Here is a 14,074-nt window from a genome sequence, read left to right on the forward strand (position 1 = left end):
TCTGTCCTCGACTGACTAGGAACAAAAGTGAACCGGCTTCAACGCACTCTCGCCAAGCTGGACGGCCTGCCCGGCCCGCTGCGGGGCGCCGCGCGCAACTTCGCGTTGCGCCGTGCTGTGCCCTTCACGGGCACGGCATCGCTCGATTTCATTGCCCTCACGCCCGAGAGCAGCGAGATCCGCGTCGCCAACAAGCGCCCGGTGCAGAACCACATCAAGGGCGTGCATGCGGCCGCGATGTCGCTGCTGGCCGAGACCGCCACTGGCATGGTGGTGGGCATGAATGTGCGTGACGACTGCCTGCCGCTGTGCAAGTCGCTGCAGGTGAACTTCAGGAAGCGCGCCACCGGCGGTCTGGTCGCCAAGGCGCACCTGACCGCCGCTCAGCGCTTCACGATGGCGAACGAGACCAAGGGTGAAGTGCGGGTCGCCGTGACCGTGACCGACGAAGCCGGCATCGAGCCGATCGAGTGTGAATTTGTCTGGGCCTGGGTGCCCAAAGAAAAGCCCCAGGCTTAAGTAAAGGAAAGACCATGAGCAAGCAAGTCCAAGACGCCTACATCGTCTCCGCCACCCGTCTGCCCATCGGCAAGAGCGGCCGTGGCTTCTACAAGAACACCCGCCCTGACGAGATGCTCGTCAAGGTCATGCAGGCCGTGCTGGCGCAAGCCCCGGGCCTGGACCCGGCGGCCATTGAAGACGCCATCGTCGGCTGCTCCTTCCCCGAAGGCGAGCAGGGCATGAACATCGCCCGCGTCGCCTCGGTGCTGGCGGGCCTGGGCCCCACCATCGGCGGCGTGACGATCAATCGCTACTGCGCCTCCGGCATCACCGCCGTGCAGATGGCCGCCGATCGCATCCGCGTGGGCGAAGCCGACGTGATGTTCGCCGGCGGCGTCGAGTCCATGTCCATGATCCCGATGGGCGGCAACAAGCCCAGCCTGTCGCCGCTGATCTTCGAGAAGGACGAGAACATCGGCATCGCCTACGGCATGGGCCTGACGGCCGAGAAGGTCGCCGCGCAGTGGAAGATCAGCCGCGAAGCGCAGGACGCGTTCTCGGTGGAATCGCACCGTCGCGCCGTCGCCGCCATGCAGGCCGGCCACTTCGACGCCGAGATGACGCCCTTCGACGTCGTCGAGCGCACGCCCAACTTGGCCGACGGCACCGTCAACACCAAGGCCCGCACCGTCAAGCTCGACGAAGGCGCCCGCCCCGACACCTCGCTGGAAGGCCTGGCCAAACTCAAGCCCGTGTTCGCCGCCAAGGGCAGCGTCACCGCCGGCAACAGCTCGCAGACCTCCGACGGCTCGGGTGGTTTGCTGATCGTCAGCGAAGCGGCCCTGAAGCGCTACAACCTGACGCCGCTGGCACGCTTCGTGTCCTTCGCCGTGCGTGGCGTGCCGCCGGAGATCATGGGCATCGGTCCGATCGCCGCCATCCCCGTGGCACTGAAGGCCGCTGGCATCACCGCCGCCGACCTGGACTGGATCGAACTGAACGAGGCCTTCGCCGCGCAGTCGCTGGCCGTGCTGAACGACCTCGACAGCAAGGGTATCGTGCTGGACCGCAGCAAGGTCAACCCCAACGGCGGCGCGATTGCGCTGGGCCACCCGTTGGGCGCCACCGGCGCCATCCGTGCGGCCTCGGTCATCCACAACCTGCGCCGCACCGGTGGCAAGTACGGCATGGTGACAATGTGCGTCGGCGCCGGCCAAGGCGCAGCAGGCATCTTCGAAAGGCTGTAAACCATGGATCGTCGCCGCGCGCTCAAGACCACCACGGTGTTGCTCGCGGCGACCCCGCTGGCCGCCTGCACGGGCAAGTTGAAGACCTTTGCGACGTGGAAGGACGGTCAGCAGGCCGTGCTCGATCTGCTGTTCGCGCCCAAGGTCGTGCAGGACAACCCCTGGAACCTCAGCCAGGTCATGCAGCATCTGGCCCAGAGCATCGAGTTCTCGATGCAGGGCTTCCCGGCGCTCAAGGGCGCCTGGTTCCGCTCGTCCATCGGCTCGGCGGCCTTCGCGGTATTCAATGCGCGCGGTGCGATGAGCCACAGCCTGGACGAGCCCATTCCCGGCGCGCCGGCGCTGGACGCCTCACAGGCGCTGAAGACCTCGGTGCAGCGCCTGCTGGATGCCATGGACGCCTTCACGCAATTCAACGGCACACTGCGGCCTCATTTCGCCTACGGTGAGCTGACCAAGCCGCAGTACGAGCGAGCCCATCTGATGCACCTGGCGAATCACTGGACGCAGTTCCACGCCAAGACGGCTGTCGCGTGAGCCCCTCGCCCAGTCTCGCTCCGCTGAACGCGGGCCAGCCCGGTCGGTCCCCCGAGGGGACGGCGATGCTTGCCGGCTCGACCGGCAAGCACATCGCCAGAGCGGGCCGGCTAGGGAGCGGCCCGGCGCTCGACCCGCCGACAATACAAGCAGCCCCGACAGGAGACTGAAATGACCATCAAGAGCTACACCGTCAACGGCGTCGCGACCCTCGAGATCGCCCGCCCCGAGAAGAAGAACGCGATCACCCAGGCGATGTACCAAGCCATGGCTGATGCGCTGCGCGCGGCCGATGCCGATCCGGCCGTGCGCGCCGTGCTGATCACCGGCCAGCCGGGCATCTTCACGTCGGGCAATGACCTGGAAGACTTCATGGCCGGCCCGACGCGGGGTGAAGATGCACCGACCTTCCAGTTCATGCATGCGCTGGTGGACAGCACCAAGCCCGTGATCGCTGCCGTGACCGGTGCGGCCATCGGCATCGGTACCACCATGCTGCTGCACTGCGACTTCGTCTTCGTCGCCGATGACGCCCGACTGGCCATGCCCTTCGTCGCCTTGGGCCTGGTGCCCGAGTTTGCGTCCAGCGTCGTGTTGCCCCAGCTGATCGGCAACCGTCGCGCGGCCGAGAAGCTGCTGCTGGGCGACCCCTTCACCGGTGAGCAGGCCGTCGAATGCGGCATCGCCAACCGCGTGCTGCCGGGTTCCGAAGTGCTGAACCACGCACGCCGCATCGCCGAACGGTTCAACAACCTCGCGCCGGGAGCGGTGCGCGACAGCAAGAAGCTGATCCGCGATGCCCAGCGCGACGCCGTCAAGGCCGCCATCACGCGTGAAGCCGAGATCTTCGGTGCCCGCTTGCGCAGCCCGGAGGCGATGGAGGCTTTCCAGGCCTTCTTCCAGAAACGCGTGCCGGACTTTTCCAAATTCTCCTGAAGCTTTCAAAGATCGCACTCGGCCCACTGCTGATTTGGCAGGGGCGCCGAGTCCGTGCGACGGCGCTGCGTTTGCCCGAGGCGGCCGGCCCGCGTTGGGCCGAAGGCTCGACGTTGCGGCTGCTGATCGTCGGCGACTCGTCCGCCGCTGGAGTCGGTGCCGCGCATCAGGACGAAGCACTGGCCGGCCGGCTCGCTCAGGCTCTGGCAACGCGCCTCGGGCAGCCGGTGGGCTGGCAGCTCATCGCCACCAGCGGCCATCGCAGCGAGCAGGCGCTCGCGGCGTTCGAGGCGGCGGACGTGGTGCAGGCCGATGTGCTGATCACCTCCCTGGGCGTCAACGACGTTGTTGACCAGATCGCGCCTGCGCAGGCGTTGGTGGCGTTGGACCGCATCCACGCCCTTGCGACCGAGCGCGCTGGTGTGCGCCTGAGCGTGCACTGCGCAGCGCCGCCCATGCAGCGATTCCCGCTGCTGCCCCAGCCTCTGCGCTGGTTCTTCGGCCGCCAGGCAGCGCGCTTCAACGTGGCCTTGAGTTCGTCGGTCGAAGGCCAGGCATCACGCCATGTGCTGCATCTGCCCGAGGCCATGCAACGCAATGCCGTCGAGCTGATGGCCGAGGACGGCTTCCACCCCGGCCCGCGCGGCTATGCGCTCTGGGCCGAGGCGCTGGCCGATCGGGTGGTGGCGTCGTTACCTCAGCTATCGATCCACTCACCAAGTTGAGCGTTGCGGCCGCCCGGCCGTTCCTAGACTGCCCCGGCCGCAGCAACGCGGCAGCACCGGCCGCGCGAACCTGCAGACGGCGGGCTCAATAGGAGACAAAACATGCGGATCGATTTCCTCCGTCGGTGCCTGCGCCGGCTGGGCGCGGCAGCGTGCCTGCTTTTGGCGACGGCCACGGCCACGCCAGCATTGGCGGCCTTGAGCCTCACCACGCTCTACGACAGCGGCAGTTCTGCCAAGCTGCAATACCAGGTGGACACCGGCGGCGGCCTGGTGTTCAAGGTGATGGCCTACGACAACGGCGTCAGCACCCAGTCCAAGGGCGACCTTTCCAGCCTGCTCTACAACGGCGTGCAGTACGCCGATGCCAGCCGTGGCTCGCAGCTGAACTCCGGCTTCGACTTCCTCTACAGCAACGTCTCGGCCGTCGACGTGCAGGCCCAGATGATCAGCAGCAGTGGTGCGGCCACGTCGGCCTCCACCGCCAACGGCGGCGTGGTCAGCGGCGGCACCTACGTCAAGATCACGGTGACCGTCTTCAGCGCCAACGGCGGCGTGCTCAAGCACTACTACATGGCCAAGAGCGGCGAGCCGCGCATCTACATGGGCACCTATTTCACCGAGGAGCCCGACACGCTGAATCTGGTGCGCTTCATCCTGCGCGTACCCATCGCGGCGCTCTCCAAGGGCGGCCCGGCCGGCACGCCCGGCGGCCTGGCCAGCAACGGCAGTTGGCCGCAGGACCTGCGCGGCACGGACACAACTGTCGAAGCGAGCGACGTGTTCGGTTTCTCCAGCAGCACCTCCAGCGCGGGGCAGACGCGCTCCAAGCACTACTCCAACATGCGGCTGAAGGACTGGCAGTACTTTGGCGGCCTGAACAGCGCCGGCAGCGTGGGGCTGTGGTTCTACCGGGACAACAACGAAGGCAATTCCGGCGGGCCCTTCTACCGCAGCCTGCTCAATCAGATCACCGCCACCAACAACGAGTTGACCTATATCGTCAACTACGGCGAGGGCCAGACCGAGGCCTTCCGCATGGGGGTGTTGAACGGCTACACGCTGATGTTCACCGCCGGCGGTGCGCCGTCGGCGCCGGATACGAGCTGGTTCTCGGTGATGGCGCTGGACGGTTATGTGGCTGCGTCCGGCCGCGGCACGGTGGCCGGCGTCGGCCTGTCGGGCACCGATCCGAACTACAGCTACACGGTGGGCTTCTCCAGCAGCACGGCGCAGTACTGGGCCAGCGCCAATCTCGCCAACAACGGCTTCTTCAAAAGCACCGGCATGCGGCCGGGCGCCTACACGCTCACGGTCTACAAGAACGAGCTGGCGGTCTACACCGGCAGCGTGACCGTCACGGCCGGCGGCACGACGACCTTGAACACGCTGGCGATCAACGCCGATCCTTCAGCCAAGGCGGCGCTGTGGCGCATCGGCAACTGGGACGGCACGCCAGCCGAGTTCCTGAACGGCGCCAGGCTCACGACCATGCACCCGACGGATGCGCGCATGAGCAGTTGGGTGCCGGCCACCTTCGTGGTGGGCACGTCGAGCGCGGCCAGCGGTTTCCCGGCCTACCAGTGGAAGGACGTCAACAACGCGCGCGTCATCCAGTTCACGCTGACTAGCGCCCAGGTGCAGAACCTGACGCTGCGCATTGGAACGACGGAAGACTTCAACGGCGCCCGGCCCCAGATCAGCGTCAACAACGGCAGCTGGACCTCCGCCATCCCGACCGCGCCGCCCAAGGGCTCGCGCAACCTGACGGTGGGCACCTACCGCGGCGTGAACCGGCTCTACAGCTTCGACATTCCGTCGACCGCGCTGGTGGCCGGCACCAACACGCTGACGATCAACGTCGTCAGCGGCACCACGGGTACGGCCTATCTGAGCCCGGGCTTCTCCTACGACGCCGTCGATTTGATCGCCACGCCTTGAGCTGCGGTGGCCGGCGCCTGCGAACCGGGCGTCGGTCGCTCAGACCCCGACGACTCTCGGCTTGCCCTCGCGGTCGATGGCCACATAGGTCAGGTTGGCCTCGGTCACCTTGACCACGTGCAGATTCTCCGGGTCGCGCTCGGCCATCACCTCCACATGCACGGTGATCGATGTGCGGCCGACGCGCGTCACCGTGGCGTAGAAGCTCAGCAGGTCGCCGATGGAGACTGGCTGCTTGAAGATGAATTCGTTGACGGCCACCGTCGCGACGCGGCCGCGCGAGATGCGGGCAGGCATGATGGAGCCGGCAATGTCCACCTGGGCCATGATCCAACCGCCGAAGATGTCACCGTTCGCATTCGAGTCGGCGGGCATGGGCATCACGCGCAGCACGAGCTCGCGGTTGCCGGGTAGGGGTTGAATGGGGCTTGAATCCTGGGGCATGGCAGTCACTTGGAACCATTCTTCTCTAATTGCGTCTTTCATTCTCGGTCCTGCGCTTGCGATCTCTCACTTCAGCATCATCCGTGCCACCGGCCGGCACTGCCCCCACGCCGCGTGGCGACTGGGGCACCGTCGGCCGCCTGCTGCCCTATCTGTGGCGCTACCGCTGGCGCGTTGCACTGGCGCTGACCTTCATGGTGGGCGCCAAGCTCTGCAATGTCGGCGTGCCCCTGCTGCTCAAGCAGCTGATCGACAGCCTGAACCTCAAGCCTGGCCAGCCCGAGGCCCTGATGGTGGTGCCGCTGGGTCTGCTGCTGGCCTATGGCGCGTTGCGGCTGTCGACGTCGCTGTTCGCCGAGGCGCGTGAGCTGATCTTCGCCAAGGCCACCGAGGGCACGTCGCGCAGCATCTCGCTGCAGGTGTTCCGGCATCTGCACGACCTGTCGCTGCGCTTTCACCTCGAACGCCAGACCGGCGGCATGACGCGCGACATCGAGCGCGGCACGCGCGCCGTGCACTCGCTGATCAGCTATTCGCTCTACAGCATCGTGCCGACGCTGATCGAGGTGGTGCTGGTGCTGACGCTGCTGGGCGTCAAGTTCGACGTCTGGTTCGCCGGCATCACGGTGGCGGCGTTGGTGATCTATATCGGCTTTACCGTCGTCGTCACCGAGTGGCGCACCAAATTCCGCAAGACGCTCAACGAGCTGGACTCGGTGGCCCACAGCAAGGCCATCGACTCGCTGCTGAACTACGAGACGGTCAAGTACTTCAACAACGAGGCCTTCGAGGCCACGCGCTATGACGAGAGCCTGGAGAAGCTGCGCCGCGCGCAGCTGAAAAGCCAGCGCACGTTGTCCATGCTGAACACCGGCCAGCAGCTCATCATCGCGTCGGCGCTGGTGCTGATGCTGTGGCGAGCCACCCAGGGCGTCGTGGCGGGCCACATGAGCCTGGGCGACCTGGTCATGGTCAACGCCTTCATGATCCAGCTCTATATCCCGCTGAACTTCCTCGGCGTGATCTACCGCGAGATCAAGCAGGCGCTGACGGATATCGAGAAGCTCTTCGTGCTGCTGGACCGCGAGCGCGAGATCGCCGATGCGCCGGATGCCGCCGAGCTGGCCGTGGGTGGCGGCAGTGTCGTCTTCGACAACGTCCGCTTCGCCTACGACCCCGTGCGGCCCATCCTGCACGGCGTCAGCTTCGAGATCCCGGCGGGCAGGAAGGTCGCCGTCGTCGGCCCCAGCGGCTCAGGCAAGAGCACGCTGGCGCGGCTGCTCTACCGCTTCTACGACATCGATTCGGGCGCCATCCGCATCGACGGCCAGGACATCCGTACGGTGACGCAGTCCAGCCTGCGCCGCGCCATCGGCATCGTGCCGCAGGACACCGTGCTCTTCAACGACACCGTGGCCTACAACATCGCCTACGGCCGGCCGGGCGCGAGTCAGCAGGAGGTGGAAGGCGCGGCGCGTGCGGCGCATATCCACGCCTTCATCGCGGCGACACCGCTCGGCTACGACACCATGGTGGGCGAACGTGGCCTGAAGCTGTCGGGTGGCGAGAAGCAGCGCGTGGCCATTGCGCGCACGCTGCTGAAGAACCCGCCCATCCTCATCTTTGATGAAGCCACGTCGGCACTGGATTCGACCAACGAGCGCGCCATCCAGGCCGAACTGGAGTCCGTGGGCCAGAACAAGACCGTGCTGGTCATCGCCCACCGCCTGTCCACCGTCGTCGACGCGCACGAGATCCTCGTGCTGGAGCAGGGCCGCATCATCGAGCGCGGCCGGCACGACACCTTGCTGGCCAGGAACGGCCGCTACGCCGAAATGTGGCGCCTGCAGCAGTCAGCTGACTAGTGCGGCTTCTTGGGCTTCTCGAAGCTCTTGGGCCGATAGACGTTGCCGTCCCACTCGCCGTCCGTGCGACTGTCGCGCGCATCGTGCAGGGCCGACTCGCGGGCGCGGCGGATGACGCGCTCGGCCTCCAGCGCGGCGGCTCGGGTCTGGCGCTGGCGGCGGCGCCAACCGGTCAGGCGGGCGATCTGCAACTCCACCCACGATGCCAGGGCGGCCACGCCGGCATCCACCCGCGCCTGCAGCCGGTAGGGCAGGGCCATGTGGACCGCCATCGCGATGCAGACGGCAAGGCCGGTGGCGGCGAGCAGGGTCTGGAGCATGGCCTGAAGTTAACCTAAACCGACGCTTGCGGCCACCTGCAACCACCCGCGTTGGGGGGATGGTTACGCTTTCTGGTCGGCGTCTTGGCGCAGAGCCCACAACGCCAGCATGGCGTCAGGAATCTTGCGGCTGGCTTCGTCGCGCTCGGCAGCCGAACCTTCGGCCAGCGCGCCATCCTCACCGCCCAGGGCGGCGATGGGCGCGAGCAGCTCGGCCGTCCCGGCACCGTCGAACAACGGCCCCCAGGCCTCGGGCGCCAGGTCCACGGCCATCAGGAAGCCGGCAGCCCAGTCTTCGGCGTCGGCGTACTCGGTGTCTTCATCTTCGCTGTCCCCCTCCAGTGAGGCAAAGCTGAAGATGGGCTCCCAGGCCTTGGGCGCATGCGTCCAGGCCATGGCGATGGACTGCACATGCCGCAGCATCGCCATGACGACCTTTTTGCGCTGCTTGCCGCTGGCGAAGGGCTTGGGGTCGGGCTCCTGGTCGCCGCCCCAGACCACCGGCAGCCAGGCGTCTCCAGGCAGGTCGGCCAGCTTCTGCGGCGACAGCAGCAGGCCAGTCAGATAGCCGTCCAGCGCCTCGATGTTCATCGCGCTATCGGTGGGCAATACCGAGAGCAGCTCGTCCAGGTCGTCGAGCTCCTCGTCGGACAGCGGCCGGTTGTCGGAGGCAGGGTTGTATTGGGGGTACTGCATGGGAGTCGTCCTTTGCCTCGCGAGTTCAGCCGTGGCGGCCGTGGCGGCTCTTGGGCTTCTTGTTGTCGATTTCGGCGATCTGTGCCTTCAGCAAGGCCATCAGCACGCGGGCGTTCTGCTCCGTCATGACGATGACGCTGCTGGGCTCGATGCCGTCGATGGGCGTCTTGGGCGTGACCATGGCGTCCACCTTGAACATGATCTGGCCGTGCTGGTTGGCGGACGCGGCCTTGAACTTCTGGATTTCGATTTGATGGGTCTTCATGGGGCGTGCCGGACGAATGAGGAGACCGGCAGGCCGCCATCTTGCCATTCCGGGCGGCGAGACTTAAGGTGGCGCATGGCAAGGCCTGCTCGACTCGAGATCGCTGGCGCCGTCTATCTGATCGGCGCCCACTGCCCGTTCGAGAGCGGGCAGCAGGCTTTTGTCGACGAAGCCGATCGTGCCGAAATGCGTGCCTTGCTGGCCCAGGCCCTGCACCGTTTCGACGCCCAGGCCCTGGCCTACGCCCTGCTGCCCGACCACTACCACCTGCTGTTGTTCACGCGCCGCGCCAATCTGTCGCAGCTGATGCGGCATGTGAACGGCGTCTACACCCAGCATCACCAGCGCCGCCACGGCTTCAGCGGCTCGCTGTTCCAGGGGCGTTTCCATGCCGTGCTGGTCGACCGCGAGCGCCATCTGCTGGATGCCTGCCGCTATGTCGACCTCAACCCGGTGCGCCTGCGCCTGGCGCGTGGCGCGGCGGATTGGGCTGGCTCGAGCTTCCGCGCCCTGGCCGCCATGGAAGCCGCGCCCGAATGGCTGGACGTCGATGGCCTGCACAGCCATCTGCTGGGGCGCCCGGCGACGACGCCGGCCCAGCATCGCCTGGCCGGCGAACGCTATGCCCGCCTGGTCGCCTCCGAGCCTGGCTTGCAGCTGTGGCCCGGGCGTCTGCGTGAACAGATCTTCCTCGGCGACGCCGACTTCGCCGCGCGCATGCGGGCCGCCGCCGTTGCGCCCCGTCGCGTGGCCCGCACGGGCTTTGGCGAGTGGCTGAAGCGCGCCGGTGGCATCCGCGAGCAGGCGCTGTGGCTGGCCCATGCCGAGGGCGGCGTCGCGATGACGGATCTGGCGGGCCAGCTCGGCCTGTCCGTCTCGCGCATCAGTCGCCTCATCGCTGCCGCCGAGCGAGCCGTCTGATGCTCAGACGCCGGGCATTGCTGCTGGCCGGCCTGCCGGTTCTCGCATGGGCGCAGGCCTATGCCGGCCCGCTGTTCGATGCTCATCTGCACTACAACGACGACGCCCAGGCGCTGCATCCACCGGCCGATGTACTGGCGCGCATGGCCCGTGCCGGCGTGCGGGGTGCGCTGGTCAACAGCAGGCCCAACGACGGAACGCTGCGTCTCGTCTCTGAGCCGGGGCCGCAATGGGTGCCCTTCATCCGCCTGTACCGCGACCGGGCCGACTACACCGGCTGGTTCGCCGACGACAGCATTCGGCTGATGGTGCTGGAACTGCTGAAGCGCGGCAGCCCGGCCGGGCCCTTCCGCGGCCTGGGTGAGTTCCATCTCTACGACAGCGCCAATGCCGATGGGCCGACCGCCATCGCACTGATGAAGCTGGCGCGCGAGCGCGGCCTGACCGTGCTGGCTCACGTGGACGATGTGGCGGTCGACAAGCTGCTTGGCCACGCGCCCGGCACGTCGCTGATCTGGGCCCACACCGGCATTTCCGGCGAGCCCTTGCCGCGCGTGAAGGAGCTGCTAGCCAAGCACGCGGGTCTGCGCGGCGAGCTGTCCTACCGGCCGGGCATCACGTTTGACGGCAAGCTTGGCGACGACTGGCGCGCACTGATGACACAGCACCCGGGGCGCTTCCTGATCGGCTCCGACACCTGGGTCCCCCAGCGTCTGCAGCACTACGAGGGCCTGTTCGCCGAGTACCGCGGCTGGCTCGGGCAGTTGCCGTCTGAGGTGGCTCAGCGCATCGCCTGGCGCAACGCGGCCGAGTTGTTCGCCCTCCAAGCTGCTTGAACGGCGCAAGGCCGCCATGACTTCTGACAGCCCCCGTCGTGGCAGCGGAGGGCGCTAAGCTGGCGGCCCTGCCAATCGGCATCACTTCGGGAGACGCCCATGCGCCGCTTCGTCCTGACCGCCTTGCTGCTGGCCAGCTCCGCCTGGGCCGCCGACATGAGCCCACCGCCGGAGATCAAGCCTGCCGCGGCCGATCCACTGGCCACGCCACGCCGCCTCATCGCGGCCAAGGACTGGGCAGGCGCCCTGGCCGCGTTGCGCACCGAGCCCCAGGCCGGCAATGCCGACTGGCACAACCTGATGGGCTATACGCTGCGCAAGCAGGCCACGCCGCAGTTCACCGAGGCCGAGGCCCAGTACCTGCAGGCACTGCGCATCGACCCCAACCACCGTGGCGCCAACGAATACCTGGGCGAGCTCTATGTGATGAAGGGCGAGCTGCCCAAGGCACGTGAGCGCCTGGCCGTGCTGGAGAAGCTCTGCCCGGCCGGTTGCGAGCAGCGCGAGCACCTGCAGCGTGCCATCGCGGCGGCCAAGTAACAGCTTGCAGCCCGCGCCGGAGCCAGGCGTCCACCCCCTAGGATGCGCGCCATGCTGAAGTTCCTTCTCCAACGCCCCTGGCTCGCCGCCCTCGTGGGCGTGCCGTTGGCGATCCTGCTGCTGGGTGCCATCGTGGCGGCGCTGATCTGGGCGCAGCTGCCGGCCCTTGATGCGCTGACCGACTACCAGCCCCACCAGCCGCTGCGCGTGCTCAGCGAGGACGGCCAGCTGCTCGGCGAATTCGGCGCCGAGCGGCGGCGCTTCGTGCCGCTGAAGGACATCCCAAAAGCCCTGCAGGACGCGCTGCTGGCCGTCGAAGACAGCGACTTCTACGTGCACTCCGGCATCGACTACAGCGGCATCGGCCGCGCCATGCTGCACAACATCCTGCACCCGACGCGGCTGCAGGGCGCGTCCACCATCACGCAGCAGCTGGCCCGCAACATCTTCCTGAGCAACCGGCAGACCTTTGCGCGCAAGGCCCAGGAGGGACTGCTGGCCATCAAGATCGAGAGAAACCTGAGCAAGGATCAGATCCTCGAGATCTACATGAACCAGATCTCGCTGGGCAACAAGGCCTATGGCTTTGGCGCCGCGGCCGAGCGCTATTTCGGCAAGCCGCTGGACAAGCTCAACACCGGCGAGATTGCCGTGCTCGTCGGCCTGCCCAAGGACCCCAACCGCCTCAACCCGGTTCTCTACCCTGAGCGCACCAAGCGTCGCCAGGCTGTCGTGCTGGGACGCCTCGTGGCGGTGGGCCAGATCACGCAGGCCCAGGCCGACACCGCGCGCGAGAAGCCGCTGGACGTGCGCCGGCCCAAGCGCCTCTCCGGCGTCGCCGACCATGCCGCCGAGCAGGTGCGTGCCGAGATGGTGACGCGCTTTGGCGAGGAGGCCTACACGCGCGGCCTGACCGTCTACACGACGCTGCGCTATGCCGAGCAGGCGGCTGCGCAAGAGGCGCTGCGCCATGCGCTGTTCGAGCTGGAGCGCCGCCAGCCGTTCCGCGGCCCCGAGGCGACCGTCGAGCTGCCTGAAGGCGAAGACTTCGACGAGGCCCTGGAGACCGCCTTCGACGCCCACCCCGACCTCGGCGAGCTGCGCACCGCCGTGCTGCTCAAGGTCGACAAGAGCGCGGCCGAGCTGGTGATGGCCGACGGCGAGAAGATCAGCTTGAAGGGCCAGGCGCTGCGCCCGCTGCAGAGCCTCAAGCGCGGTGCCGTGCTGCGGGTGATGGAGTCCGGCAAGCAGTGGCAGCTCAGCCAGACACCGCAGGCCGAAGGCGCCGTCGTCACGCTGGACCCGGCCACCGGCGCCATCCGCGCCCTGGTGGGCGGCTTCGACTTCGCCCGCAACCAGTTCAACTCCGCCACCCAGGCCTGGCGCCAGCCGGGCTCGGCCTTCAAGCCCTTCATCTACTCGGCCATCATCGACCAGGGCGCCTGGGCCGGCACGCTGGTCAGCGACCAGCCCGTCGAGGTCGGCGACTGGTCGCCACGCAACTACGACGGCCAGTACGAGGAGGCGCTGACGCTGCGCCAGGGCCTGGCCCGCTCCAAGAACATGGTCACCATCCACCTGGTGCAGGCCCTGGGCCCGCAGCGCGCCCGCGCCTGGGCGGCGCGCTTCGGCCTGGACGAGGACAAGCAGCCGCTGAACCTGACCATCGCCCTGGGCACCGGCTCCGTGACGCCGCTGCAGATGGCCCAGGGTTACGCCGCCTTCGCCAACGCCGGCCAGCTGCCGACGGCCTGGCTCATCGACCGCGTGCAGGACGCGCAAGGCGCCGTGCTGTGGAAGGCCGAGCCGCCAAAGATGAGGACGGCTGTCAGCCCGCGCAATGCCTTCATGACCTCGCAACTGCTCGCCGCCGTCGCGCGCGAAGGCACCGGCGCGCGGGCCAGCAGCCTGCTCGGCCGCTGGGACCTCTATGGCAAGACCGGCACGACCAATGACGCCGTAGACGCCTGGTTCTGCGGTTTCCAGGCCACGCGGGCCGGTGCCGTCTGGATCGGCTATCCCCAGCCCAAGTCCCTGGGTGAGCGCGAAACCGGCGGTGGCCTGGCCCTGCCCGTCTGGGTCGCGACCATGGCCGTGGCCTTGAAGGGCCAGCCCAATACCCAGCTGGCGCCGCCGGACGAGGGCCTGGTGCAGCAGGACGGCAACTGGTTCTACTCGGAATTCGCCGGCGACATGGCGATCGCGCGCATCGGCCTGCCACCGGCCCCGCCGCGCGTCGATGAGGCTGCGTCCGAGCCCGCGCCGTCGGCGCCGCCGATCAACCAGTAGCGACCAGCGGG

Annotated in this window: 15 protein-coding genes; 11 read left to right on the forward strand and 4 right to left on the reverse strand. The window is 67.7% G+C overall.

Going from position 1 to position 14,074, the window contains the following annotated elements:
* Nucleotides 1-27 precede the first annotated feature (27 nt).
* The 6 genes from ACXJLH_RS06130 (at nt 28) to ACXJLH_RS06155 (ending at nt 5,887) form a co-directional block, all read left to right on the forward strand.
* A complete protein-coding gene (locus tag ACXJLH_RS06130) occupies nt 28-519 on the forward strand; it encodes a DUF4442 domain-containing protein (RefSeq protein ID WP_235532080.1) in 492 nt (163 codons plus the stop codon).
* A 14-nt stretch (nt 520-533) separates the two neighbouring features.
* Nucleotides 534-1,748 carry an acetyl-CoA C-acyltransferase gene (locus ACXJLH_RS06135; protein WP_457442967.1) on the forward strand — a complete coding sequence of 405 codons (1,215 nt, stop codon included), beginning with the start codon at nt 534-536 and terminating at the stop codon, nt 1,746-1,748.
* Nucleotides 1,749-1,751: 3 nt separating this feature from the next.
* A complete protein-coding gene (locus ACXJLH_RS06140; protein ID WP_457442969.1) occupies nt 1,752-2,285 on the forward strand; it encodes a DUF1569 domain-containing protein in 534 nt (177 codons plus the stop codon).
* A gap of 171 nt (nt 2,286-2,456) precedes the next feature.
* Nucleotides 2,457-3,221, forward strand: a complete 765-nt coding sequence (locus ACXJLH_RS06145; RefSeq protein ID WP_457325565.1) for an enoyl-CoA hydratase — start codon at nt 2,457-2,459, stop codon at nt 3,219-3,221.
* A 113-nt stretch (nt 3,222-3,334) separates the two neighbouring features.
* Nucleotides 3,335-3,946 (forward strand): SGNH/GDSL hydrolase family protein, encoded by a 612-nt coding sequence (locus tag ACXJLH_RS06150; protein WP_457350137.1) that lies wholly within the window; start codon nt 3,335-3,337, stop codon nt 3,944-3,946.
* Nucleotides 3,947-4,048: 102 nt separating this feature from the next.
* Complete coding sequence (locus ACXJLH_RS06155; RefSeq protein WP_457442971.1) at nt 4,049-5,887, forward strand: rhamnogalacturonan lyase B N-terminal domain-containing protein; 1,839 nt, start codon at nt 4,049-4,051, stop codon at nt 5,885-5,887.
* 39 nt (nt 5,888-5,926) lie between these two features.
* On the opposite strand, the gene ACXJLH_RS06160 is transcribed toward ACXJLH_RS06155, so the two are convergent.
* Nucleotides 5,927-6,331, reverse strand: a complete 405-nt coding sequence (locus ACXJLH_RS06160; protein WP_457442973.1) for an acyl-CoA thioesterase — start codon at nt 6,329-6,331, stop codon at nt 5,927-5,929.
* A gap of 83 nt (nt 6,332-6,414) precedes the next feature.
* Here ACXJLH_RS06160 and ACXJLH_RS06165 point away from each other — a divergent pair, with 83 nt between their 5' ends.
* Nucleotides 6,415-8,196 carry an ABCB family ABC transporter ATP-binding protein/permease gene (locus ACXJLH_RS06165; RefSeq protein WP_457442975.1) on the forward strand — a complete coding sequence of 594 codons (1,782 nt, stop codon included), beginning with the start codon at nt 6,415-6,417 and terminating at the stop codon, nt 8,194-8,196.
* Here the strand turns inward: ACXJLH_RS06165 and ACXJLH_RS06170 are convergent.
* The 3 genes from ACXJLH_RS06170 to ACXJLH_RS06180 all read right to left on the reverse strand — a co-directional run bounded on the left by ACXJLH_RS06170 (nt 8,193) and on the right by ACXJLH_RS06180 (nt 9,477).
* Nucleotides 8,193-8,516, reverse strand: coding sequence for a hypothetical protein (locus ACXJLH_RS06170; RefSeq protein ID WP_056203062.1), 324 nt, complete (start codon nt 8,514-8,516; stop codon nt 8,193-8,195). The genes ACXJLH_RS06165 and ACXJLH_RS06170 overlap by 4 nt on opposite strands.
* A gap of 63 nt (nt 8,517-8,579) precedes the next feature.
* Entirely contained in the window at nt 8,580-9,212 is a 633-nt protein-coding gene (locus ACXJLH_RS06175) for a UPF0149 family protein (RefSeq protein ID WP_056203064.1), read from the reverse strand.
* A gap of 25 nt (nt 9,213-9,237) precedes the next feature.
* Nucleotides 9,238-9,477, reverse strand: coding sequence for a hypothetical protein (locus tag ACXJLH_RS06180; RefSeq protein WP_056203067.1), 240 nt, complete (start codon nt 9,475-9,477; stop codon nt 9,238-9,240).
* 75 nt (nt 9,478-9,552) lie between these two features.
* Here ACXJLH_RS06180 and ACXJLH_RS06185 point away from each other — a divergent pair, with 75 nt between their 5' ends.
* The 4 genes from ACXJLH_RS06185 (at nt 9,553) to ACXJLH_RS06200 (ending at nt 14,063) form a co-directional block, all read left to right on the forward strand.
* Nucleotides 9,553-10,398 (forward strand): transposase, encoded by an 846-nt coding sequence (locus tag ACXJLH_RS06185; RefSeq protein ID WP_457324633.1) that lies wholly within the window; start codon nt 9,553-9,555, stop codon nt 10,396-10,398.
* Nucleotides 10,398-11,234 carry an amidohydrolase gene (locus tag ACXJLH_RS06190; protein ID WP_457442976.1) on the forward strand — a complete coding sequence of 279 codons (837 nt, stop codon included), beginning with the start codon at nt 10,398-10,400 and terminating at the stop codon, nt 11,232-11,234. Before ACXJLH_RS06185 ends, ACXJLH_RS06190 begins: the two co-directional genes overlap by 1 nt.
* Before the next feature lie 99 nt (nt 11,235-11,333).
* Nucleotides 11,334-11,774 carry a tetratricopeptide repeat protein gene (locus tag ACXJLH_RS06195; protein WP_457442978.1) on the forward strand — a complete coding sequence of 147 codons (441 nt, stop codon included), beginning with the start codon at nt 11,334-11,336 and terminating at the stop codon, nt 11,772-11,774.
* Between the two features lie 51 nt (nt 11,775-11,825).
* Nucleotides 11,826-14,063: a penicillin-binding protein 1A gene (locus ACXJLH_RS06200; protein WP_457442980.1), complete on the forward strand. Its 2,238-nt coding sequence runs from the start codon at nt 11,826-11,828 to the stop codon at nt 14,061-14,063.
* The last annotated feature ends 11 nt before the right edge of the window (nt 14,064-14,074 follow it).

Source organism: Roseateles sp. P5_E4 (assembly GCF_054049255.1).

Excerpts from the sequence above, each read along its gene's own strand:
- ACXJLH_RS06135 (WP_457442967.1), top strand. The coding sequence starts at position 534 with ATGAGCAAGCAAGTCCAAGACGCCTACATCGTCTCCGCCACCCGTCTG.
- ACXJLH_RS06140 (WP_457442969.1), top strand. The coding sequence starts at position 1,752 with ATGGATCGTCGCCGCGCGCTCAAGACCACCACGGTGTTGCTCGCGGCG.
- ACXJLH_RS06145 (WP_457325565.1), top strand. The coding sequence starts at position 2,457 with ATGACCATCAAGAGCTACACCGTCAACGGCGTCGCGACCCTCGAGATC.
- ACXJLH_RS06155 (WP_457442971.1), top strand. The coding sequence starts at position 4,049 with ATGCGGATCGATTTCCTCCGTCGGTGCCTGCGCCGGCTGGGCGCGGCA.
- ACXJLH_RS06160 (WP_457442973.1), bottom strand. The coding sequence starts at position 6,331 with ATGCCCCAGGATTCAAGCCCCATTCAACCCCTACCCGGCAACCGCGAG.
- ACXJLH_RS06170 (WP_056203062.1), bottom strand. The coding sequence starts at position 8,516 with ATGCTCCAGACCCTGCTCGCCGCCACCGGCCTTGCCGTCTGCATCGCG.
- ACXJLH_RS06175 (WP_056203064.1), bottom strand. The coding sequence starts at position 9,212 with ATGCAGTACCCCCAATACAACCCTGCCTCCGACAACCGGCCGCTGTCC.
- ACXJLH_RS06180 (WP_056203067.1), bottom strand. The coding sequence starts at position 9,477 with ATGAAGACCCATCAAATCGAAATCCAGAAGTTCAAGGCCGCGTCCGCC.
- ACXJLH_RS06185 (WP_457324633.1), top strand. The coding sequence starts at position 9,553 with ATGGCAAGGCCTGCTCGACTCGAGATCGCTGGCGCCGTCTATCTGATC.
- ACXJLH_RS06190 (WP_457442976.1), top strand. The coding sequence starts at position 10,398 with ATGCTCAGACGCCGGGCATTGCTGCTGGCCGGCCTGCCGGTTCTCGCA.
- ACXJLH_RS06195 (WP_457442978.1), top strand. The coding sequence starts at position 11,334 with ATGCGCCGCTTCGTCCTGACCGCCTTGCTGCTGGCCAGCTCCGCCTGG.
- ACXJLH_RS06200 (WP_457442980.1), top strand. The coding sequence starts at position 11,826 with ATGCTGAAGTTCCTTCTCCAACGCCCCTGGCTCGCCGCCCTCGTGGGC.